The sequence below is a fragment of the Fibrella musci genome, assembly GCF_041321105.1.
GTDB lineage: Bacteria > Bacteroidota > Bacteroidia > Cytophagales > Spirosomataceae > Fibrella > Fibrella musci.
Genome location: NZ_JBGGWD010000010.1, coordinates 33,558 through 55,878 on the forward strand (window position 1 = coordinate 33,558; position 22,321 = coordinate 55,878).

Here is a 22,321-nt window from a genome sequence, read left to right on the forward strand (position 1 = left end):
GGGGCTAAAAACCAATGTTAACGCCGAACGTGATCGTCCGCTGTTGAGGCGGCGTATAGAAGTCATGACCTATCGTTACGTTAGCCGACTGATTCGAGGTCGACGTGTACTGCGTATTCACTTCAGGGTCGTAGCCCGTGTACTTCGTGAACGTCAGCAGGTTCAGGCCCGACACATATACCCGCGCCGACTGCATGTACACTTTACGCAGCAGCGATTTGGGCAGTGTGTAGCCCAGCGTAGCCGTTTTCAGACGAACATACGTACCGTCCTGAATCCAGCGCGACGACGGACCGGCACCATTGCCCGCATACAATCGAGCCTGCGGCACCATCGTGATGTCGCCCGGGTTGCGCCAGCGGTTCAACTGGTCGACCGTCTGGTTGTCGTAATAGTCAGCGTTAACCGATTGGAAGAAGCCAGCGATGTTATACAGATCATTCCCGAACACACCCTGAAACAGGAAGCTCAGGTCGATTCCTTTATAGGTTAGTGTATTGGTTACACCCGCGATGAAATCCGGGTTGGGGTCGCCCAGCTTCGTATTGATGGCTATGCTATAGTCATTCGTTGGGCCATCCGGACCTTGGTACAGTGCATCGCCGTTAGCGGGATCAGCACCCAGGAATTTTTTTCCGTAGAAATAGCCCAGCGGTTCACCAACGGCTACCCGGCCCAGCAAACGTGCGCCCGGTTCAATCGGTTGCCCGTTGAGCTTCGTCACCTGGTTGCGGTTCATCGAGAAGTTGAGGTTGGTGGTCCAGCGAAGTGCCTTCACCGTATTCTGCGTCGTCAGTGAGAATTCGACCCCGCGGTTACGCAGGCTACCCACGTTTTCAAATACCGACGTAAAGCCGTTGATGCCCGGCAGCGGCCGGTTCAGCAGCAGATCGCGCGTGTCTTTGTTGTACAGGTCGATCTGTCCGTTGATGCGGTTCGACAAGAAGCCAAATTCGATACCGATGTCCAACTGAGCCGAGGTTTCCCAGCCGAGGTTGGGGTTAGCCAACTGCGTGGGCCGGATACCCGCCTGATCAGCGTAGAAAATGGCCGAATACAACCCGCGCGAGGCAAAGTTCGATACTTCCGAGTTACCCGTCAGCCCATAGCTGGCGCGCAGTTTCAGCAGGCTCAGCGTCTGGTTGTTTTTCAGGAAATCTTCTTCATTGATCAGCCAGCCCACTGAAGCCGCCGGGAAGAAACCGTAGCGATTGTTGGCGCCAAACCGGCTCGATCCATCATACCGGCCCGACAGGCTCAACAGGTACTTTTCGCGGAGGCGGTAGTTGATCCGGGCAATGTATGACTCGATGCTGAAACCCGTTTCGGTTGAGCTACCACCCACGATACGGGCGGCACTGGCAATCTTCTTGAACTGATCGTTCGGAAAGCCACGGCCCTGGGCGCTGGCATCCTGAATGTTCTGCTCCTGGTAGACGAAACCGGCCAGGGCGTCGATGGCGTGCGGCCCAAAGTTAGCCTGGTAATTCAGCGTGTTGTTGGTCGTCCAGTTGATGCTACGGATGTTGTTCTGGTAGCCATAACCCGTGGGCGATCCGCTCTCGGTGCGGCGCGTGCGGTAAATCTCTTCCTGCTGGTTGAGCAGGTCATAACCAAACTCGCTCCGGAAACTCAGCCCCTTGGCAATTCGCAACGTACCGTTGATGTTACCGAATGAGCGGTACGAGATCGACCGGTTAAAGGCATCGGTCGTCTCGATCAGCGCATTGTAGTAGAGCGTCTGGTTGTTGAGCAGGCCCGATTGCGGATCATAAATGGGTTGCAACGGCGGAATAGCATTCAACTGCACCGGGTTGGCAAAGTCGTTGTCATCCGGCGTCTTGTTGTTGATAGTCCGGGCAATCGAGAATTTAGCCCCAAAGCTCAGTCGGTCGCTAACCGTGTGGTTAAGGTTCAGCAGCAGGTTATTGCGGCTGAAATCGTTGGCTTTGATAATACCAAACTGCCGGTTGGTTGAGCCACTAAGGTAAAACTGCGTTTTGTCAGTACCTCCGTTTACGTTAAAGTTGAGCTGATTGATCGTGCCCTGGCGAAAAGCCGCTTCCGACCATTTTTCGTCGTATCCCGAATTGATGTCAATGCCATAGCCGGGGAAGCCATCAATCTGATCATCAATGGCGATGCCCGAGTTCGTAATTGCTTCCGAAAACAGCTCAATGTACTGAGCGCTGTTCAGAAACTTCCGCAGCCGGGTCGGGTTGCTGAAGCCTGTGTAGTAGCCAATGTTCACGTTGGTCCGGCCGGCGCGGCCTTTTTTGGTCGTCACCAGCACAACACCGTTTGACGCCCGTGAGCCGTAGATGGCCGAGGCCGAGGCATCTTTCAACACGTCGATACTTTCGATATCGTTCGGGTCAATGTCCGCCAACGGGCTATAGGGCTCCGTCGTCGTCGTCCCGATGTCCTGCGACGTTACGGGGATACCGTCGATCACGTAGAGCGGTTCGTTGCCTGCCGAAATAGAGGCCGCACCACGTACCCGGATCTGCAAACCCGAACCGAGCTTACCGCTCGCTTGCGTCGCTTGCACCCCTGCCAAACGCCCCTGAATGGCCTGCTCGAAGCTTTGCACAGGCAGGTTGGCAATTTCAGCGGCTTTCACCGATACCGCCGAGCCGGTCACGTCGCGGCGTTGCTGCGTACCATACCCCACAATGACCACTTCGTTGAGCGAGCGATTATCGTTGGACAGCGTTACGTTGATAACCGACTGGTTACCCACGTTGACTTCCTGGCTGGTTAAGCCTACGAAGCTGAACACAATGACATTGGCATTGGGCGGTAACACCAGTGAGTAGTTACCGTCAGCATCTGACTGAGCGCCCCGCGTTGTTCCTTTTACCTGAATCGACGCACCGGGTACGGGCGTGTTATCATCGGCAGAGGTTACCCTACCCGTAATGCGCCGTTCTTGCGCGAACACGGAAGAAGCAACAAAGGCCCACAATGTTACTGTTAACAGTAGGATGTTCTTCATATGGTCGTTTTTAGTTTGACTTTATTTTGCATTATCCGCAAATTAACATAGCGCTCTGCTACGATTACCCCAACTTATTAAAAAGTTATAAATAATATAAGTTAATCGCAAAAGTCCAGTAGATAAGTATGCTTTCCAGATAATAAGATCCGATCACCCCTATCGCATTAATTTAGTGAACTGGCACAGTCCGGCGTCGGGCCGGTCGTTACCTTTACAGATATACCCAACGCTTCCTCATTTTATGGCTCAACCCACCACTACAGACCGCCGACCCACCCCGCCCCGCCAGAATACGCGTCGGCAGGAGCGCCCCGAAAAAGGCCGGCGCGAGAAAGAGGCGGCCCCCAGCCGAAACTGGTCGTTACCCTTCGAGCGGGTCCGGGCTGATGAACGGACGAACCTTACCGTAGGCGTGCTGCTGATGCTGCTGGCCGTTGGGTTGTTGGTCGCTTTTGTATCGTATCTGTTCAGCGGTCCCGCCGATCAGAGCCTGATCGGCACCGACGAATCGGTAAAAGAAGCGGGAAAAGACGTACAAAACTGGGTTGGGTTGTTGGGTGCCCACATCGCCTATGTATTCATGTTCCGCTGGTTTGGCCTGGGTGCGATGTGCCTGCCGGTCATTGTCTTTCTGGCGGGGCTAAAACTCACCTCGGGTCGCGAGCCGCTGCCGCTGGCCCGCACGACGCAGTTTTTGCTTTTTCTGGCCGTCTGGACGAGTCTGCTGCTGGGCTATGTAGTGATGGCCACCGATGCGGTTAGCGCGGGCAGTGTCTGGTGCGGGGGCATCGGCTACGAAATCAACCGGTTACTGTATGGCCTGCTGGGCTTCGGCAGTATCGTTCTCATTGGCTTTTTAGGATTCGCCTTCATCGTTTTCTTCTTCAACGTTACCCAACTTTCTCTGTGGCAACGTACCCAGCCTGCTGATGGACCTTCTGAGCCGCGTGGGTATGGCGATGCCACCGATACGTATGAGGAGGCAGGCAACGTACCCAGCGAGTTGCTGCCCGACGACGATTTTGCTCAGGCCGACGTACCCGAACCCGACTACGTGGCGCCCAGCCCTACGGCCCTCGTGGATGTGCCACCCGGCCCGTATACGCCGTCGTTGCCACTCACGGTGAATACCTACGACACGGAACTGGACGTATCCACGCCTCTCGACACCCAGAGCAGCCGCCCGAAAACACCCGTCGACCTGGCTGGGCTGGTGCTGACCGTGGAAGATGGCACGCCGCTGGCCGATACCGAACAACCTGCTCTGGTGCCGCCGGTACAAACACCGGGTTTCGAGCCCGATATGTACGACGCCGGCGATCTGGTCGCCCAGCATGGCCTGTACGACCCCACGCTCGATCTGCCACAATACCAATACCCTACGGTCGATCTGCTTACCAATTACCCCGAAAACCAGAAAGCGCAGGTGTCGGCCGATGAACTGGAAGCCAACAAAGACCGTATCGTCGACACGTTGGGTAAGTTCAACATCGGCATCCAGCGCATTCACGCGACCATCGGGCCCACGGTCACACTGTACGAAATTGTACCCGCCGACGGGGTGCGTATCTCGAAGATCAAAAGCCTGGAAGACGACATTGCCCTGAATCTGGCCGCGCTGGGTATCCGGATCATCGCCCCCATGCCGGGCAAAGGCACGATCGGGATTGAGGTACCCAACAAGAACCGCGAGATGGTGTCGATGCGGTCGATGATCGTCAGCGAGAAATTTCAGAAAGCCAACATGGATTTGCCGGTGGTGCTGGGCAAGACCATTTCCAACGAAATTCTGGCGGTCGATCTGGCTAAAATGCCTCACCTGCTCATGGCCGGCGCTACTGGACAAGGCAAATCGGTGGGCTTGAACGTGCTACTGACCAGCCTGCTTTACAAGAAACACCCCGCGCAGCTGAAGTTTGTACTGGTCGATCCCAAAAAGGTAGAGTTGACCCTGTTCAACAAAATTGAGCGGCACTTCCTGGCCAAGCTACCCGACGCCGAGGAAGCGATCATCACCGATACAAAGAAGGTGGTAAATACGCTGAATTCGCTCTGTATCGAGATGGACAACCGCTACGACCTGCTGAAAGATGCGGGCGTTCGGAACATCAAGGAATACAACGCCAAATTCACCAACCGCAAGCTGAACCCCGAACGGGGCCACCGCTACCTACCCTATATCGTTCTGATCATCGACGAACTGGCCGATCTGATGATGACCGCCGGTAAGGAAGTCGAGCAGCCGATTGCCCGCCTGGCGCAGTTGGCACGGGCCATCGGTATTCACCTTGTAGTAGCCACGCAGCGCCCTTCGGTTAACGTGATCACGGGTTTGATCAAAGCCAACTTCCCGGCGCGGCTGTCGTTTAAGGTAACGTCTAAAATCGACTCACGTACCATTCTGGATGCGGGTGGCGCCGAGCAGTTGGTGGGTATGGGCGATATGCTGCTCTCGTCAAACTCCGACATTATCCGGCTGCAATGCCCCTTCGTCGATACCAACGAAATCGAAGAAATCTGTGAATTTGTGGGGGCGCAACGCGGCTACGACGACGCCTATGTGCTTCCCGAATTCTATGGCGATGACGCCAATACGCAGGCAGAAGACAAGGATGTAGACCTGACCAACCGCGACCCGATGTTTGACGAAGCCGCTCGCCTGATCGTGACGCATCAGCAGGGGAGTACGTCGCTGATTCAACGGCGGCTTAAACTGGGCTATAACCGCGCCGGTCGCCTGATCGACCAATTGGAAAAAGCGGGTATTGTGGGGCCGTTCGAAGGGAGCAAGGCCCGTGATGTGCTTGTGCACGACGCAGCTCATCTGGAGGAAGTTCTCAAAGCGCTCGGCTAACCCGACGCATCCCCCCGACTGGGCAGAAGTGGCTCAGTCGGGGCTACAGAGCGTCTTGCCCTCTACAATAATGGTAGCCAGCTGTTCCACAGTGGCAGGTTTGGTCATAAACGCGCAGGCGCCTAACGCATAGCTTCGTTCGCGATCGTCGGCCGTACTCGACGTTGTCAGGATAGCGACCGGAACGCGTTTCCACTCCGGGTGCGCCTTTAAGGCAGTTAACGTCTCGAAGCCCGTCAGGCGAGGCATGTTCAAATCCAGAATAATCAAGTTGGGTAAGGCATCGTTGGGGTGTTCGTTGAGATGGTCAATAAGTGCCTGTCCATCGCAAAAACTGGTCAACGCCCACGCGGGGAAATGCTTGGTGAATGTCAGTTGAGCCAGATAGATATCGTCGTCATCATCGTCTACCAAAAAAATTGTCGACTGTGTCATTGAAGTGTGAAGCCGGTTCCTGAAAGAGGTCTGTTTTCGCAGCTAGTTTACTAGACACCACCCCGTTAAGTAGTTTATGAGGTGGTACAATGATCAAATATACGTCTATAAGCCCTAGAAACCTGTAACAACACGTTTGTTGGACCTATCAATTAGGCTCAGGCGCTTAAACTTTTTGAGGGGTAAACTCATCTAAGCTCAAAGCCGTTAACCAATTTAGCATCTGTTAAACGACAACCGTTATACGTTAGGTTCTGAATAGCCAGCAGTTTCGTGTACGCTGTTTCCCATTCAGCTAACGGCCCCATCCAACAATACCCAAATCAGAATGAAGAAACTACTGAGTGCCGGTCTTTTACTGCTTCTGTCACTTTCATCCCTCATGGCTCAAAAAGACAAACGAGCCGAAGCCGTTCTAGACGCTATGAGTGCCCGGTACAAAGCCCTGAACAGCTACCAGGCCACGTTTAGCTATGCGGCGGGTAGCGAAGCCTATAAAGGAGACATTTCGGTGAAAGGGCGCATGTTCCGGCTCAAAACGGCGGGGCAGGAAGTATTCACCGACGGCAAGGTGATGTCGACCTACGTGAAAGAAGCCAACGAAGTCAACGTGCAGGACTACGACGCCAGCGCATCGGGCGATTTCAACCCGACCAAGATTTACTCGATGTACAAGAAAGGCTTCAACTATACGTACCTGCGCGAGCAGAAAGTGGGTGGCCGCACCATGGATGTGGTCGAACTGAAGCCCGAGAAAAAGAATACGCAGATCACCTCCGTGCAGATCAGCGTCGACCGCGCCGACAAGTCGGTACGGAGTTGGCTGCTTACGGACAAAAACGGTAAGAAAACGAGCTACACCATCAGCAAGTTTGTACCAAACCCTAACCTGCCCGACAGCTACTTTGTGTTCGACAAGAGCAAATACCCGGGTGTAGAAGTGGTCGATCTGCGCTAGTTCTTTCCGGAAACAAATGGCCCTTGCCAACGCAGGGCGGCTTATTGGCTTAGCAGCAGACGAATCTGTTGCTAAGCCAATAAGCCGCCCTGTTTGTTTTGTGGGCTGGCCGACGGTAGCGCGCCTCGCAAAATCGCACTAACTTACCCGCTGCTTTTGCTCGCTCTCCTATGCCCCCCATCCAGACCGAATTCCCGGCGGGTCGTTTGTTATCCGTCGATGCCTATCGGGGTTTTGTGATGCTCCTGATGATGGGCGAAGTGCTGCATTTCGACCGGCTGCACGACGCTTTCCCCGACAGCTCTTTCTGGTCGTTGCTGGCCTGGCATCAGAGCCACGTCGATTGGGCGGGCTGCTCGCTGCACGACCTTATCCAGCCTTCCTTCTCGTTTCTGGTGGGTGTAGCACTCCCCTATTCTATCGCCAGCCGGCAATTAAAGGGGCAATCGGCAGGCGTTCAGTTTGGCCATGCCCTCCGGCGGTCGCTCATCCTCATTCTGCTGGGTATCTTCCTGCGTTCCACCCACGCCGAGCAGACCTACTTCACCTTCGAAGATACCCTGACGCAAATTGGACTGGGTTATCCCGTTCTATTTCTGCTTGGGTACGTTCGGCCACGGGGCCAATGGCTCGCGCTGGGTCTGATCCTGGTCGGCTACTGGCTGCTGTTTATTGGCTACCCCACGCCCGGACCCGCCTTTTCGTACCCCGCTGTGGGCGTCCCGGCCGACTGGCCCCATCAGTACACCGGATTGATGGCTCATTTCAACAAAAACAGCAACGTAGCCTGGGCATTCGATACCTGGTTTCTGAATCTGTTCCCACGCGCAAAGCCATTTCTGTTCAACGGCGGTGGCTACGCCATCCTAAGTTTCATTCCGACGCTGGGTACTATGGTACTGGGGCTGATAGCCGGTCAGTGGCTGCGGCTGGGCCTCTCCCCAACCGATTTACTCCGCCGACTCGTATTGGCGGGGCTCATTGGGCTGGCTTCAGGTACGTTGTTCGAACTGCTGGGTATCTGCCCCGTTGTCAAACGCATCTGGACACCGGCCTGGGTGCTGTTCAGCGGGGGCTGGTGCTTCCTGTTGCTGGCCTTCTTTTATAGCGTCGTCGATGTCTGGAAAAAACAGCGCTGGGCCTTTCCGCTCGTGGTCATTGGTATGAATTCAATTGCCATCTATTGCCTGGTACACCTGATCGAAGGCTTCATCATCAACTCGTTCTATACTCATCTGGGGCACAGGCCTTTTCAGGTGCTTGGCATAGCGTATGAACCCCTGCTGGTTGGGCTCACGACCTTGCTGGTTTACTGGCTCCTGCTGCTCTGGATGTACCGCCGGAAGCTATTCATTCGTATCTGATCGGTAGCGGGCTAGTAGTTGCACCCAGGCAACGTACCCAGCGCTGTTGTGTAGCTGTCGTTCAGTAGACCGCCTGCCCAGATAGCTTATCGACATACATACAACCTTTTTATGCGCCAATTCTCGCTACTTTTCGCCTGCTGCCTTTTCACCACCCTTTGCTTCGGACAAGCCCGGCCCAAGGCTGATCAATGGATCGAACTGTTCAATGGCAAAGACCTGAACGACTGGGCCGTCAAGATTACAGGCCACCCACTCAACGATAATTACGGCAACACCTTCCGGGTTCAGGACGGAAAAATGACGGTCAACTACGACCAGTATAAGGCCTTCGACGAACAGTATGGCCACATTTTCTATAAAAAACGCCCGTTTTCGGCTTATCTGCTGGTGGTCGAATACCGGTTCGTAGGTAACCAGGTAGCGGGCGGGCCAGGCTGGGCCACGCGCAACAGCGGGGCTATGCTGCACGGGCAGGCCCCCGAAACGATGGGCCTTAAGCAGGACTTCCCGATGTCGCTGGAAATGCAATTGTTGGGCGGCGATGGGCAGCGCGAGCGGCACACGGCCAACCTCTGCACGCCCGGCACCAACGTGGTTTATCAGGGCAAGCTCTTTACGCCCCACTGTGTCGATTCACGGTCTAAAACCTATCACGGCGATCAGTGGGTGCACGCCGAAGCGCTTGTGTTGGGCGATTCGCTGGTACACCACATTGTGGAAGGCGATACCGTACTCACCTTCAGCAAACCACAACTTGGCGGCGGCAACGTACAGGGACATGACCCCGCGCTGAAGAAAGACGGACAACCCCTCCGCGAAGGCTACATTTCGCTGCAAAGCGAGAGCCACCCTGTAGAATTCCGGCGCGTTGCTGTGTTTGATCTGGCCCCATACATGAACAAACCCACCGAGCTCACAGCGGTGTTGCGGCGGCTACGTACCCGGAAATAGCGCCCTACAGGCTGTCGTCTGGCGCGGGTAGCAGCGCGGCCAGCTTTTTGGGGGCCACGTGCCGATAGGCCGCGCGCAACGCATCAAGTAAGGTTTCTTCGGCCACGTGTTGCAGGTTGATCAGCGTCCATCCCTGTTTGCCCCACTTGTTAGGCACCGGGTAAATGACGGTTCGGTCGAAGGCACAGAACATATCCTGATCCGTTTCCGACAGCTTGACACAAATCCGGTTTTCTTTGCGGTTCAGCGTCGCCATTACTTTTCCGCCTATGCGAAACGACGGTTTGTCGAAATGGGGCTGTTCGGTGATTTCGGGCAGTGAGCGGGCCAATTGATGGCACGTTTCCAGTTCGACCATGAAGCAACGAGTTTGTTTGGAATAGCCTAAACTAGGCTGCCGACGGAACGTACCCACCAAATAACGGATAAACGGTTGCACCGAACCGATACACGTGTACCTTGTCGTAGAACAACAAATCGGCGCAGACCAATGGCTATGCAACCAATTCCAACGTTATATGACTGGGCGGGCGGCACCGAAAAGCTGGAACAGCTGACTACGCTTTTCTACAGCAAAGTACACCAGGATGCGCTGCTGGAGCCGGTTTTTCGACACATGTCGCCCGAACACGCGCAGCACGTCGCTCATTTTATCGGTGAAGTATTCGGCGGACCACCACGCTATACGCACGACGACCAAGGTAGCCATGCCAACATGGTCGCTCATCATATTGGCAAACACCTCACCGAGGGCATGCGTAAGCGCTGGATGCAACTCCTGCTCGAGAGCGCCGATGAACTGGGCCTACCCAGCGACCCCGAGTTTCGGTCGGCACTGGTTGGTTACCTGGAGTGGGGCAGCCGGATAGCCGTGCTCAACTCAACGGCCACCGAAAACCCCATCCAGCCAAACGAGCCTATGCCTCGCTGGGGATGGGGCGTTCCGGGCGGGCCGTATCAACCCTAGTAGTGTGCCGCCAGCTTATTGCCGACGCTGTGCCAACAGGTTCTGCAGGCTAACCCACTGGATACCCGTGTAGCGATCGTTGTCGAGCGACTCGTGCTGTACGCTGAACATGCTCTGCATATACTGGCTTTGCTGCCAGCGCGGGAATACCTCCTGCTCACCTTCAGGGTGGGCTGCTCGTTCCCGTTTGTTGTAAGCCGCCAGTTCGTCGAGCGATCCTAACCGCACCAGCGCGAATGGCTCGCCCAGCGCCGCCTCTGCGACCGCCGCCAGCTCGTTGGGGCTGATTTGAAAATCGGCAATGCGTAGGATACGGGACGTCGATTCGTCGAGGGCGGCCGCAGCGGTATAGGCGGCGGTGCTATCCATCGTCGTAAAATCAATGCGCCAGTCAGGGTTTTCCCAAAAGCCGACCTGCTTTTTCTTAAAATCAAGCAGCGGCATGCCGTAGAGCAGCAGATCCGCAAAGGCCCCGTTCAGAATAGAGGTGGTTGCAATGGCCTTCGTGTCGACCTGTCGCATGAATTCGCGCCGAAGGTCGAAGTTGCGGTTTTCACCGTCGGGCTGTTGGGTAAAATCGCTTGAAAAATCGGAAGCGATGAAACGCGGCACACCCGCCGCCACCGCCGCATCAACCAGTTGCAATTGTGTATCCAGAATCACATCGCGCAGTCCCTGTAGGGCCGATACTACACAATCGACGCCCTCGCAGGCCTTCGTCAGCTGCGCCTCGTCCGACAAGTCGGCTTCGGCGATCTGCACGCCCTGCTGCGTCAATTCAGCTACTTTTTTGGCGTCGGAGCTGTGCCGGACCAGCGCCCGCACGTCGGCGCCCCGTTTGCGCAGTTCCCGAACGATTCGTCCGCCCAGATTACCGGTTGCCCCGGCCACTAAAATTGTCGTTGCCATATGATTAGTTAGCATTCGTTGTTGAGTATTGATTTACTATGTGTGGCGATCAATCGGCCACAAAGGTCGCGGGGACTGGTCATCGGCGGGTGCAAATTTCTGCTGAGTTCTTACGAATTCCTGCTGATTAGCCTTACGCCCCACCACGCTGGAAGGCCCGCGGACTTACGCCCATAACCCGCTTGAACGCGGCCGAAAAGTGAGCTGGCGTGGCAAAGCCCAGCGCCTCGCTGATATCGGCTATGGCTGCCTGATCGGCCCGCAACCGCTGACAGGCTAGCCTGATTTTCCAGCCGATTACGTACTGGTACGGCGATACACCCGTTGTGTGCTTGAAGAGCCGGGCAAAATGGAAAACGCTGAGGTTAGCCAGGCTGGCCATGGTTTCCACCGTTATCACCTTGTCGGCATGGGTTTCCAGGTACGTATCGATTCGGGCCAGTACCGAAGACGCCAGCCGGGATACATGTGGAAGTCGCCGCTCGTAGCTGGCGTAGTGTTCGATCAGGTGATAGCAAAGCGTGTTGGTCAGCGATTCGATATACAGCAGGCCCAGCGCGTGTTGGGTACCCACTGCCTGTAACAACTGCCGCCCCAGCTGGCCCAGCAACGCATCGTCGAACTGAAACTGGAACGGCAGCTTCATATACGCCAGATCAAGGCTTTGCCGGGCCATGGTTTCCAGATGCTCATTGTCGATAAAAAGATGAATCGTGTCGGCGGGTTTGTTCCAGGAAACCGCGCCGTATTCCCCACCCGGATAGAGCCCCAACGTACCTGGCCGAAACAATTCCCGATGAATCCGGCTGCCTTGCCGTTGCTGCACCAGCATCGGAGACTCACTCTGGTAAAGCAGCAACAAGTGCTGTTCGTGAACATGCGCGGGCAGTTCCATCGCAGCCGACAGGTGATGCTCCAGCCTGACGCCCCGCCAGGCCAGGCTTTCACTGGTTGCTAACGCGGGGCGGGGATACAGTTCGGATACGTATTTCATCGGGCTGAGACAGTGACGCGAAAGGCAGTCAGTGTATCAACCGTTTTCGCCGATATTGGTTACTCGATTAGCAAGCTAGGCTGGGCTGCAAAGTGCAGCCATGCGCTGGTTGTTGGCCTTATGGTGCAGAAAGCCGGGGCTATTCGTTGCTAACGGCTAAACAATCTGGCCAATCAGCGCTTGTCAGGTAGGTAATTGATTAAAGCACTCATAGAAATGAAACATTGGTTAATCACCGGTGCCTCGCGGGGCTTCGGGAAAATCTGGGCGGAAGCGGCTCTCAAACGGGGTGATAAGGTAGCGGCTACAGCCCGCAACACCGATGACCTGTCTGAACTGGTAGCGACGTATGGCGACGCCATCCTGCCCATTCAACTGGACGTTACAGACCGGCAGGCCAACATCGACGCGGTACAGCAGGCGCATCAGGCTTTTGGCCAACTCGATCTCCTGGTCAGCAACGCGGGGTATGGTCATTTTGGCGCGATCGAAGAAGTAACCGAAGCCGAGGCCCGACAGCAGCTTGAGACCAACCTGTTTGGGTCGCTCTGGCTTATTCAGGCGGCTCTGCCCATCATGCGCGAACAAGGCAGCGGGCACATCATTCAGGTGTCGAGCGTGGGCGGGGTGGCGGCGTTTGCCTCACTCGGTATGTACCACGCATCGAAATGGGGGATCGAAGCCATCTGCGAGTCGCTCTCACAGGAAGTAGCCGACTTCGGTATCAACGTAACGCTGATCGAGCCGGGCGGTTTCGACACCGACTGGCGGGGCGATTCGGCCAAACGCAGCCAGCCCATTGCCGCCTATGACCCCATTCGGGAGAAGCGGGCGCAGATGATGAAGAACACCCCTCAGGGTAACCCCGAGGCCACCGCGGCGGCCCTGATGAAAGTTGTCGATGCCGAAAAGCCGCCCCTTCGGATTTTCTTCGGGTCGATGCCCCTCAAAATCGTGGAGCCGACGTACCAGAAACGGCTGGACATCTGGCGGGAGTGGAACTCCGTTTCGGAAGAAGCGCAGGGGTAAAAAAGATTGGAGCCGCAGGAAGTCGTTGTCCTGCGGCTTTTGATTCGTATATGCTGTCAACAGCCAATCAGGCAGGCGGATTCATCCGGTCGAAGGCAGCGCGCAGGCCGTCGGGGGTAGCGTTGGCCATCGCCTCGCTGAAGCCGTAGGTCAGTTCGGTTTTGCCCTGTTTCAACTGCTCGAATACGGCGTCGATAAACCCGCTCACGGGCGGCGCCTGATCGTGCAGCCCTTTACCACCCAGATCGGTATTCAGCGCGGGCGGAATCAGCTCGATGACGTCGATGCCTTTGGGTGCCAGCAGGTACCGCAACGATAGGGTAAACGAGTGAAAAAAAGCCTTGGTGGCCGAATAAACCGGCACCTTCGACAGCGGCACAAAGGCTAGCCCCGACGTTACATTCATCACGGTCTTCAGTGTCGGCAGGTTGGCAAACAGCGACGTCAGGTGCAGCGGGGCTTCGATGTTCACCGCGATTTCTTCCTTCGCCCGCTCATAAAACGCCTCGTCAGTAACCGACATCCACTGCTGGATCCCCGCGTTGTTGACCAGCACGTTCAGGTCGGCATGTTCGGCACGCACCCAGTCGTAGAGCGCCTCCCGGTCGGCGGCCTGCGCCAGATCACAAACCCGCGTGATGACCGAGGGGAACCGGGCCGAGACGTCGTTCAGCATCGTTTCGCGGCGGCCACAGATAATGACCGTGTTGTTTTCCTGAATGAATCGTTCGGTCAGGCCCAGGCCGATGCCAGACGCACCACCCGTAATCAGGATTTTGTTGTTCGACAGATTCATGCGATTGCATTGTTCGACACGTTTGTGCCTTTTTCCGATAAGCAAATAACCGCCTCCAATGGCCGATAGCAAACGCTTCATCAAAACTTCACACACAACATTGCCACGGACCCGCTATCTTCATTAGTCAGTCACCTATATGGGTATGTCTTCCCGGTCGTTTCACCACCTGTTTCGGTTCATTTGCTGGTTGGCTATCACCGGGGCTGGTGGCAGCGCCGTTTGGGGGCAATCCAGGCGTTCGCTCCAACCCGACTCGACGTTCAGGCAGTTGAAATCAGCCCTGAACCGGGCTGTCGAGCAGCAGGATCTGCCTACCGAAAACACGCTTCGGCAGCAAATTGGCCTTCTTTTCTACCATCAAGGTAACTATACCCAGGCGATTGACTACCTGCTTCAGGCGCAGAAAGGCTACCGGGCCGTAGGCGCGGGTGATGACCTGGCCAATAACCTGAACGAATTAGGAACCGTCTATTACTATAACCGGCAGAGCGCCCTCGCCCGAAAGCAGTTTGACGAGGCATTGGCCATTTACCGCCGCACGGGCAACCGGTCTGGCATTGCCCGGACGTACGGCCACATCGGCCACCTGCTCGAGAAAGAGCAGAACTTCGCGCAGGCATTCGCCTACCAAAAACGCGCCCTCGCGCAGTACCAGACCACACAGGACGAAGCCGGGCTGGGCAAAATTTATGAGAACATCGGGAGCATTTTTGAGGATCAGGCCCGGTACGACTCCGCGCGGTACTATTACCAGCACGCCCTGTTGCTGAGCCAGAAGAGTGGCCGCACGGTTGATCAGCTCGAAATCATTAATAACCTGGGCGACCTCTACCGCAAAACAGGCCAGTATGATTCGGCACTGACCTACTACCGACAGGTGATGGCTACCGCCCAACGGACGCAGGAGACTTACCAGCTCAACGGCGTTTACCGCGATCTGGGCAAAACCTATCAGCTACTAAACCGCCACGACAGCGCCTATGCTTATTTTGAGCGGAGCCACGACCTCACCGACGAACTGTATGCGGTAGGCAACAACCAGCAAATAGCCCTTTTACAAACCCTGTTCGACGTTGAGCAGAAAGACAACGAGATTGCCCGACTCAGCACCGAAAAGCGCATGAACACGATTTTGTCGCTAACCGCCGGGCTGGTCTTGCTCCTGCTGGGTGGCCTGGCGGCGGTCATTATTAGTCGGCAACGGCTTAAGATTCGAAATGAACGCGCCCTTAACGAACAGAACCGGCAGATCTTCGACACCCAGCGCGCACTGATGGAGGCCGAAATGACCAACCAACAGCTTGCCGAAGAGAACCTCCGCTACCAGCTCGCCCTTCAGGGCAAAGAACTGTCTTCGCATACCCTCCACCTGATTCAGAAAAATCAGGTGCTCGAAGAACTCAAAAATGACCTGACGACCCTTCTCAACGACGACAAGCGCGATCAACGAAAGCAACTGAAGCAATTGGTTCAGAAGATTGGCCAGAGTTTTAGCACCGACAAAAACTGGGACGACTTCCGCGCGACGTTCGATCAGGTACACCCTCATTTCTTTACCGAACTGACCCGCCAGTTTCCCGAGCTAACGCCAACCGACCTGCGCCTCATTGCCCTGCTCAAGATGAATCTACCCTCGGGCGAGATGGCTGCTATGCTGGGCATCTCACCCGACAGCCTGCGCGTAGCCCGGTACCGGCTCCGCAAAAAGTTAGGTCTTCCCGAAGGCGAATCGCTCACCACGTACCTGCTCCGGTATGCGGCCCAGCCCACCGGTACACCGGCGGCTTCATCCTGAGGCAACAGTACGATAACAATAAGATAATGGCAGCGTATTTATGGATAAAACCCTTGACTGTCAGTAATTTAAATTACGAAAAACAGTAGTGTTGCTCTGCTGTTAACGGCGCGAGTGTCGTTGTTGCTTTCTTGCTTACGGTTGTTAGTTGCCTGGCTGACGACGGGCCATACACCTTTGTGCCGTCAATCGCTGGCGGCACTGCTGGCAACCGTCATGAGATTATCTTCTTTCGTATGGCTCGTTTTTTTACTGCTTCCACTCGCCGGTTGGTCGGGTAGTATTCAGGGGAAAATACGCGATGCGGTCACGGGCGAACAGGTCATCGGCGCCAACCTGGTTCTGGAAAACACGAAGTATCGCGGGGTATCGGGTCTTGATGGCACCTACGCCCTGCGTAACGTACCTGCGGGCACCTACCGCCTCCGGATCAGCTACCTCACTTACAAAACGATTGTCAGAGACCTGACCGTCGGCGCCGAAGCGGCCGTCACGCTCGATATTGCCCTAGAGTCGGCCGAGCAGAACCTGACGGAGGTGACTGTTACGGCCAAACGCGATGGCAGTACCGACCGGAGCGCCCGCGACCTCGAACGCAACGCCCTCCAGGTTACCAACATCGTGTCGGGGCGCAGCATCGAACTCTCACCCGATCTCACCGTAGCCAACGTCATTCAGCGCGTGTCGGGCATTTCCATCGAACGCAATTCCAACGGCGACGGGCAATATGCCATTCTGCGGGGAATGGACAAACGCTACAACTACACATTGGTGAACGGCGTTAAGATCCCCAGTCCCGACAACCGATACCGCTACGTACCGCTCGACATTTTCCCGGCCGAATTGCTCGACCGGCTGGAGGTGTACAAGGCACTGCTCCCCAGCCAGGAAGGCGACGCCATCGGCGGGGCGATCAACATGGTGATGCGCGATGCTCCCAACCAGCGAACGGTGCAGGCCAATCTGGCAACGGGTTATACCAGTCTCTTCGTCGACCGGCCTTTCACAAGTTTCGATACCCGCGCCATCAGCGCACAGTCGCCCTATGAGCGCCTCGGTAACCAGTACAGCGCCACCGCGTCCGACTTTAACGCGGCACCCAGCACCTACACCAATCGCCAGCCGATGCCCAATGTACTGGGTGGCTTCGCCGTTGGCGACCGCTTCCTGAATCGGCGGCTGGGCATTATGCTGGCGGGCAGTTTCCAGCAGACATACCGGGGCAGCAGCAGCCTGTTTTTTAACGGCGACGTGGTCGACACGTTACGCGGCGTAGTGCTGAGCCAGCAGGCCGAACGTCTTTACTCGGAACGCCAGACGCGCTATGGCTTGCACAGCAAGGTTGATTTCCGGCTATCGGATCGGCATAAATTTCAGTGGTACAATGCGTTCATCAGCCTGACCAACGCGCAGATCCGCGACACCAAACAAACGCAGTTGGGTATCGGTGGCTACAGCGCCGAATTGGGCAATGCGTCGCTGTCCTTCGCCACCCGTTCCCGCCTTACCCAACAGCAGATCACCACGAGTACGCTTCAGGGAACACACACCCTGGCCGACGCCCTGAGCCTGACCTGGTCGGGTGTTTACTCACGGGCCACCAACAACGTACCTGACCAGACGAATATCCCGTTGTTGGGTATTCGGAAGGCCTTTGTCGAAACCCGCACGACGGTAAGCGATGGCTACCGGCGCTGGGAGCACAACACCGATCAGGATCTGGCCGCGTACCTGAATCTGACCTACCGACGGGCCATAGCGGGGTTGCCTATCGAGTGGATGGTGGGTGGTCTGTACCGCGACAAACAACGGACCAATTTCTACAACAACTACCAGTTGCGCCCGACCAATGCGCTGGCCCTGTTTGGCACCGACTTCACCGACTATAATCAGATCCGCTGGACGGTGCAGAACCCGCTGGGTTCGGTGGCATCGGCGCTGAACTACGACGCCACCGAGCAGACATCGGCCGGGTACGTTCAGTTTCGCACCCTCGACCGCCCGCTGGAAGCTGTGGGCGGGGTACGTGTCGAGCACACCAGCCAGGGATACGCCATGAAATTCCCGATTGGTGAAGACTTCCCAACAGGTAGCCAGCGCTACACCGATCTGCTACCCAGCCTGCACCTGCGCTATCGGCCTACCGATGGCCGCACCAACTGGCGGGCTTCCTACTTCCGGTCGTTGAACCGGCCGGGCTTCTTCGAGATTGTGCCTTATCGCATCGTCAACGAGGAGTATCAGGAACGTGGCAACCCCAATTTGCAACGGGCCATCGCCGACAATATCGACCTGCGCTACGAGCACTTCCCGCGCCCGCTGGAGCAGTTTATGGTTGGTCTGTTTTACAAGCGTATTCAGAACCCGATCGAATACACCCTGCAAAAAGACGCCATTCGCGGGCAGGACCTATACTACACCCCCGGTAACTTCGGCACAGCCACCAACTACGGGCTGGAACTCGACGCCATCAGGTACGTCCGGCAATGGGGCCTGAAAGCCAATTATACGTATACGAATTCGGGCATCACAACGCCCAAATCGAAGCGTATCCGCAATGCACAGGGCGATCTACAGACCATCTCGGTGAGCCAGACCCGGCCACTCTACGGGCAGTCGGCGCATGTTGCCAACCTGTCAGTCCTGTATAAAGACACGCAACGTGGCTGGGACGTACAACTGGCGGCTAGCTACACGGGTGAGCGCATTACCACCGTATCGCAGTTTGTCGACAATGATCTCTGGCAGAAAGCCTTCATCCAAATGGACGCGTCGATCGAGAAGCGACTAGCCGGAGGATTCATCCTGTTTGCCAAAGCTAACAACCTGCTGAATACGCCCCTGGAGGTGTACATCAAAAATGGTAACGCCCAGAATACCGGCGTACCCGAACAGAACCCAGCGGCCGGGCAAACCCTGGTCCGGCGCGATGTCTACGGGCAATCATACCTGCTTGGCCTCCGCTACAAACGATAACCACTTATCAATCAATAACCATGAAGTACGGATTTATCATCTCAGCCTTACTGGCGGCAACGGCGCTAAGCTGCACGACCAAACAAGACAACAGCACGCCTACGCCTGCACCCGTTGTGCAGGAAAACGTAGGGGGCGACGTATCGGGCGTCTGGACGGCCGGTGGCACGTATAAAATCACCAACCACCTGCAAATTTCGGAGGGCAAATCGCTCACTATTCAGGAGGGTGCCACAGTCCTGTTCAGCGACTCGACGGTGAAGCCGGAGTTCATCGTGAAAGGCAACCTCTACGTAGTGGGCACAGCAGCCAACCCGGTGAAATTTACGGTACCTGATGCCTGGAAGACCGCCAAAAACGAGTTTGGCAACCTGTGGGGCGGCATCATATGCGGCCCTAAATCGGAGGAACTGTTGATCCAAAACGCCATTCTGGAATATGGCGGGGCCGTAACCACCGAAAGCTCACCGTCGGTAAAAGCTGGTTTTTACAAAGCAGCGGCCGGCAACCACGTACCTGCCGTTAACTACTCGAATACGAACGGTAAAGTGGTGATCATCAACAGCCGCCTCAACAACCAGAACGAAGATGGTTTCTACCTTGAAGGCGGCAAGGTAATTCTGGCCAACAACCTCATTTATACACAGGGTGTGTCGGGTGGCGACGCCATCAATATCAAATCGGGTGTGGTGGCCGACGTAGCGTTCAACACCATCTACAGCCCCAACACCAACGCCCTGAAACTGTCCAACACGGGCGACCGCAGCCCGCAAGCCTACGTCGTGGGGTATAACAACACCATCATCAATGCAGGCTGGCGGCGGCCGAGCATCAAAGGCGGCTCCATCTGGGTAGAGGTGGGCGTTCGGGCCGACCTGTACAATAACCTGCTGGTCAACGACCGCTTCGGCATCAAACGCGACCCTAAAAATCCGGAAGATAAGCGCAGCGTAGTGAGCAACAACTACTATTATGGCTATACCCAGCAGGGCGTCGATCAGTTTCAGCCAAGCACCGAGATCATTGCCGGGACCAACGACATTATCGGCAAAAAAGCGAACGACAACGATCCAAAGTTTGTCAACTTCGCCCTCGACAACCCCTCGCTGAACCAGACGTATAACCCCGCCTGGGAATTCAGCTTACAGGCCGGCTCGCCTGCCCTTGGCAAAGGTATTACCACCTTTACCCGGAACCACTCGGCGGGTATCACCCTGAACGGTACACTCTATCAGTCTCCCGCACCAGCCAGTTACGTTGGCGCCAAAGGAACGAAATAAGGCTATTTCTGCTACCGCTGATGGTCGACATCCCTTGACCGTCAGCGGTTTTTACGTCAATGGTATTCATGAAACGTTGGTTTTTTCTGCCCCTTAGCCTACTGGCTACCCTCTCGCTGCAACGCTGCCGAACCGAAGCGCATCATGCCGTTGGGCAGGCCGACGCGGCCGTGAAGCCGGTGGTCGTGACCGATCCCGTAGCGCACGACTCCGACGACCCGGCCGTATGGATTAACCCCACCAATCCGGCGCAGAGCCTGATTATTGGCACCGATAAAGAGCAGGATGGGGGGCTATATGTGTTTGGCCTCGACGGCAAACTCCAGCCCGACAAAGTAGTTCGTGGCCTGAAGCGCCCCGACAACGTGGATGTCGAATACGGGCTGTTGCTGAAGGGTAAGCCGACAGACATCGCTGTGGCAACCGAGCGACTCACGCACAAACTGCGTGTCTACGCCCTGCCCGCCATGACACCCATCGACAATGGTGGTCTGGATATGTTTGTGGGCGAAACCGGGGATCAGTTTCGCGACCTGATGGGTATTGCCCTATATCGCGATCCGAAGGGCGTTATTTACGCGATCGTCGGGCGTAAGTCTGGCCCAACGGATGGCACGTACCTGTGGCAGTATCGGCTCGACGACGACGGTACCGGCCACGTGCAGGCTAGCCTGGTTCGGAAATTCGGGCAGTATAGTGGCCTGAAAGAAATCGAGTCGATTGCCGTCGATGATGCGCTTGGGTACGTTTATTTTTCCGACGAAGGCAAGGGTGTACGCCAGTATTACGCCGACCCGCAAAAAGGCAATGCCGAACTCGCCCTGTTTGCGACCACCGGCTTCACACAGGATCACGAAGGCATTTCGATTTATGCCACCACCGACAGCACGGGCTACATTCTGGTATCCGACCAGCAGGCCAACCGCTTTCACGTATTCCGCCGCGAAGGCACAGCCGCCGACCCTTTCAAACACGATCTGGTGAAGACGGTGCTGGTGAGCACCCACGAAAGCGACGGCTCCGAAACGGTTTCCGTACCACTCAACCAGCAGTTCCGGCACGGTCTGTTCGTAGCCATGAGCGACGACCGTACCTTCCAACTGTATCGGTGGGAAGATTTGATGGGACGCCAACCCCGTGCGCTGTCGACGCGCTGACCCTCAGCACTTCCGGGTCTGTTTGTTCCGCATCTATCCATACAGAAACACTGGCTCATAGCGCACAGGCCATTCATCGTCAATGAGTATTAGGGAAGGCCCTCGACACTTTATAGGTACGTCGAGTTGGTCTTCCCTAAACCGGTTGTCGGATGAACGCTGCGCATGCCCAGAAGCCTCTTTTCCCTGTTGGCTCAAGCCAATGGCTATGGATCGCCTTCTGTTTGCAGCTAGGTATCAGCTCGGCCATGCTGGCTCAGCCGACCACGAAAACCGAATCTTTATTTAACGGAAAAACGCTCGAAGGCTGGAAAACCACCGACCCGGCCCACGCCCGGCTCTGGACGGTGAAAGACAGCGTATTGATTGGGGGCGATGGCCGCACGAAAATCGCCGACAACACGTACCTGCAAACAACCCGCGCCTTTGGCGATTTTGAGTTTCGCTGTCTATTCCGGCTCTCGGGTGACCCCAAAACCGGCATGATCAATAGCGGTATTCAGTACCGATCGGTGTTGGAAGGCGACAAGATCGTAGGCTACCAGGCCGATATTGGCACAGGTTTCTGGGGCGATATCTACGACGAACACCGCCGGGGTAAACTCGTGGGTGGCGATCTGAGCGTGCTGAAACGACTTCTGAACGAAACCGGCTGGAACAGCTACATCATCCGCTGCCGGGGCAATCACCACGAGTTGTACATCAACGGCGTAAAAACCGCCGACTACATCGAACAGGACCGTACCATCCCGGCAAAGGGTGTCATTGCGGTGCAGGTTCATAGTGGCGGAGCCGCACAGGTTGAATTCCGGGACCTTACCCTGACCGAGCTCTGAATCCGTCTCAACG

17 protein-coding genes are annotated in these 22,321 nt (G+C 56.1%); 11 read left to right on the forward strand and 6 right to left on the reverse strand.

The features are described from left to right. Positions 1 to 4: 4 nt before the first annotated feature. Entirely contained in the window at positions 5 to 2,998 is a 2,994-nt protein-coding gene (locus ACAW74_RS26835) for a SusC/RagA family TonB-linked outer membrane protein (RefSeq protein ID WP_370701349.1), read from the reverse strand. Positions 2,999 to 3,242: 244 nt separating this feature from the next. On the opposite strand from ACAW74_RS26835, the gene ACAW74_RS26840 reads away from it, so the two are divergent. Then, complete coding sequence (locus ACAW74_RS26840; RefSeq protein WP_370701350.1) at positions 3,243 to 5,855, forward strand: FtsK/SpoIIIE family DNA translocase; 2,613 nt, start codon at positions 3,243 to 3,245, stop codon at positions 5,853 to 5,855. Positions 5,856 to 5,888: 33 nt separating this feature from the next. On the opposite strand, the gene ACAW74_RS26845 is transcribed toward ACAW74_RS26840, so the two are convergent. Beyond that, the gene (locus tag ACAW74_RS26845) at positions 5,889 to 6,290 is read right to left on the reverse strand and encodes a response regulator (protein ID WP_370701351.1); all 402 of its coding nucleotides are present in this window, start codon (positions 6,288 to 6,290) and stop codon (positions 5,889 to 5,891) included. A gap of 328 nt (positions 6,291 to 6,618) precedes the next feature. Between ACAW74_RS26845 and lolA1 the strand changes: the two genes are divergently transcribed. The 3 genes from lolA1 (at position 6,619) to ACAW74_RS26860 (ending at position 9,566) form a co-directional block, all read left to right on the forward strand. Then, positions 6,619 to 7,248, forward strand: coding sequence for an outer membrane lipoprotein periplasmic chaperone LolA1 (gene lolA1 / locus ACAW74_RS26850; RefSeq protein WP_502918616.1), 630 nt, complete (start codon positions 6,619 to 6,621; stop codon positions 7,246 to 7,248). Positions 7,249 to 7,418: 170 nt separating this feature from the next. Beyond that, complete coding sequence (locus ACAW74_RS26855; RefSeq protein WP_370701353.1) at positions 7,419 to 8,612, forward strand: acyltransferase family protein; 1,194 nt, start codon at positions 7,419 to 7,421, stop codon at positions 8,610 to 8,612. 111 nt (positions 8,613 to 8,723) lie between these two features. Next, positions 8,724 to 9,566 carry a 3-keto-disaccharide hydrolase gene (locus tag ACAW74_RS26860; RefSeq protein ID WP_370701354.1) on the forward strand — a complete coding sequence of 281 codons (843 nt, stop codon included), beginning with the start codon at positions 8,724 to 8,726 and terminating at the stop codon, positions 9,564 to 9,566. Between the two features lie 4 nt (positions 9,567 to 9,570). Here ACAW74_RS26860 and ACAW74_RS26865 read toward each other — a convergent pair whose 3' ends face one another. Next, a complete protein-coding gene (locus tag ACAW74_RS26865) occupies positions 9,571 to 9,924 on the reverse strand; it encodes an MmcQ/YjbR family DNA-binding protein (protein ID WP_370701355.1) in 354 nt (117 codons plus the stop codon). 138 nt (positions 9,925 to 10,062) lie between these two features. On the opposite strand from ACAW74_RS26865, the gene ACAW74_RS26870 reads away from it, so the two are divergent. Further along, the gene (locus ACAW74_RS26870; protein WP_370701356.1) at positions 10,063 to 10,533 is read left to right on the forward strand and encodes a group II truncated hemoglobin; all 471 of its coding nucleotides are present in this window, start codon (positions 10,063 to 10,065) and stop codon (positions 10,531 to 10,533) included. A gap of 15 nt (positions 10,534 to 10,548) precedes the next feature. Here ACAW74_RS26870 and ACAW74_RS26875 read toward each other — a convergent pair whose 3' ends face one another. Together ACAW74_RS26875 and ACAW74_RS26880 are read right to left on the reverse strand one after the other, a co-directional pair. Next, positions 10,549 to 11,442 (reverse strand): SDR family NAD(P)-dependent oxidoreductase, encoded by an 894-nt coding sequence (locus ACAW74_RS26875; protein ID WP_370701357.1) that lies wholly within the window; start codon positions 11,440 to 11,442, stop codon positions 10,549 to 10,551. 133 nt (positions 11,443 to 11,575) lie between these two features. Continuing rightward, the gene (locus tag ACAW74_RS26880) at positions 11,576 to 12,436 is read right to left on the reverse strand and encodes a helix-turn-helix transcriptional regulator (protein WP_370701358.1); all 861 of its coding nucleotides are present in this window, start codon (positions 12,434 to 12,436) and stop codon (positions 11,576 to 11,578) included. A gap of 216 nt (positions 12,437 to 12,652) precedes the next feature. Here ACAW74_RS26880 and ACAW74_RS26885 point away from each other — a divergent pair, with 216 nt between their 5' ends. Continuing rightward, complete coding sequence (locus ACAW74_RS26885) at positions 12,653 to 13,465, forward strand: SDR family oxidoreductase (RefSeq protein ID WP_370701359.1); 813 nt, start codon at positions 12,653 to 12,655, stop codon at positions 13,463 to 13,465. A gap of 67 nt (positions 13,466 to 13,532) precedes the next feature. On the opposite strand, the gene ACAW74_RS26890 is transcribed toward ACAW74_RS26885, so the two are convergent. After that, entirely contained in the window at positions 13,533 to 14,261 is a 729-nt protein-coding gene (locus ACAW74_RS26890) for an SDR family oxidoreductase (protein ID WP_370701360.1), read from the reverse strand. Between the two features lie 139 nt (positions 14,262 to 14,400). On the opposite strand from ACAW74_RS26890, the gene ACAW74_RS26895 reads away from it, so the two are divergent. The 5 genes from ACAW74_RS26895 to ACAW74_RS26915 all read left to right on the forward strand — a co-directional run bounded on the left by ACAW74_RS26895 (position 14,401) and on the right by ACAW74_RS26915 (position 22,308). Further along, on the forward strand, positions 14,401 to 16,059 hold the full coding sequence (locus ACAW74_RS26895; RefSeq protein ID WP_370701361.1) for a tetratricopeptide repeat protein: 1,659 nt from the start codon (positions 14,401 to 14,403) through the stop codon (positions 16,057 to 16,059). Between the two features lie 216 nt (positions 16,060 to 16,275). Next, complete coding sequence (locus tag ACAW74_RS26900) at positions 16,276 to 19,035, forward strand: TonB-dependent receptor (RefSeq protein WP_370701362.1); 2,760 nt, start codon at positions 16,276 to 16,278, stop codon at positions 19,033 to 19,035. Positions 19,036 to 19,055: 20 nt separating this feature from the next. Next, positions 19,056 to 20,315 carry a beta-helix domain-containing protein gene (locus ACAW74_RS26905; RefSeq protein ID WP_370701363.1) on the forward strand — a complete coding sequence of 420 codons (1,260 nt, stop codon included), beginning with the start codon at positions 19,056 to 19,058 and terminating at the stop codon, positions 20,313 to 20,315. Positions 20,316 to 20,383: 68 nt separating this feature from the next. Then, entirely contained in the window at positions 20,384 to 21,472 is a 1,089-nt protein-coding gene (locus ACAW74_RS26910; RefSeq protein ID WP_370701364.1) for a phytase, read from the forward strand. A gap of 152 nt (positions 21,473 to 21,624) precedes the next feature. Beyond that, positions 21,625 to 22,308: a 3-keto-disaccharide hydrolase gene (locus ACAW74_RS26915; protein ID WP_370701365.1), complete on the forward strand. Its 684-nt coding sequence runs from the start codon at positions 21,625 to 21,627 to the stop codon at positions 22,306 to 22,308. Positions 22,309 to 22,321 lie beyond the last annotated feature (13 nt).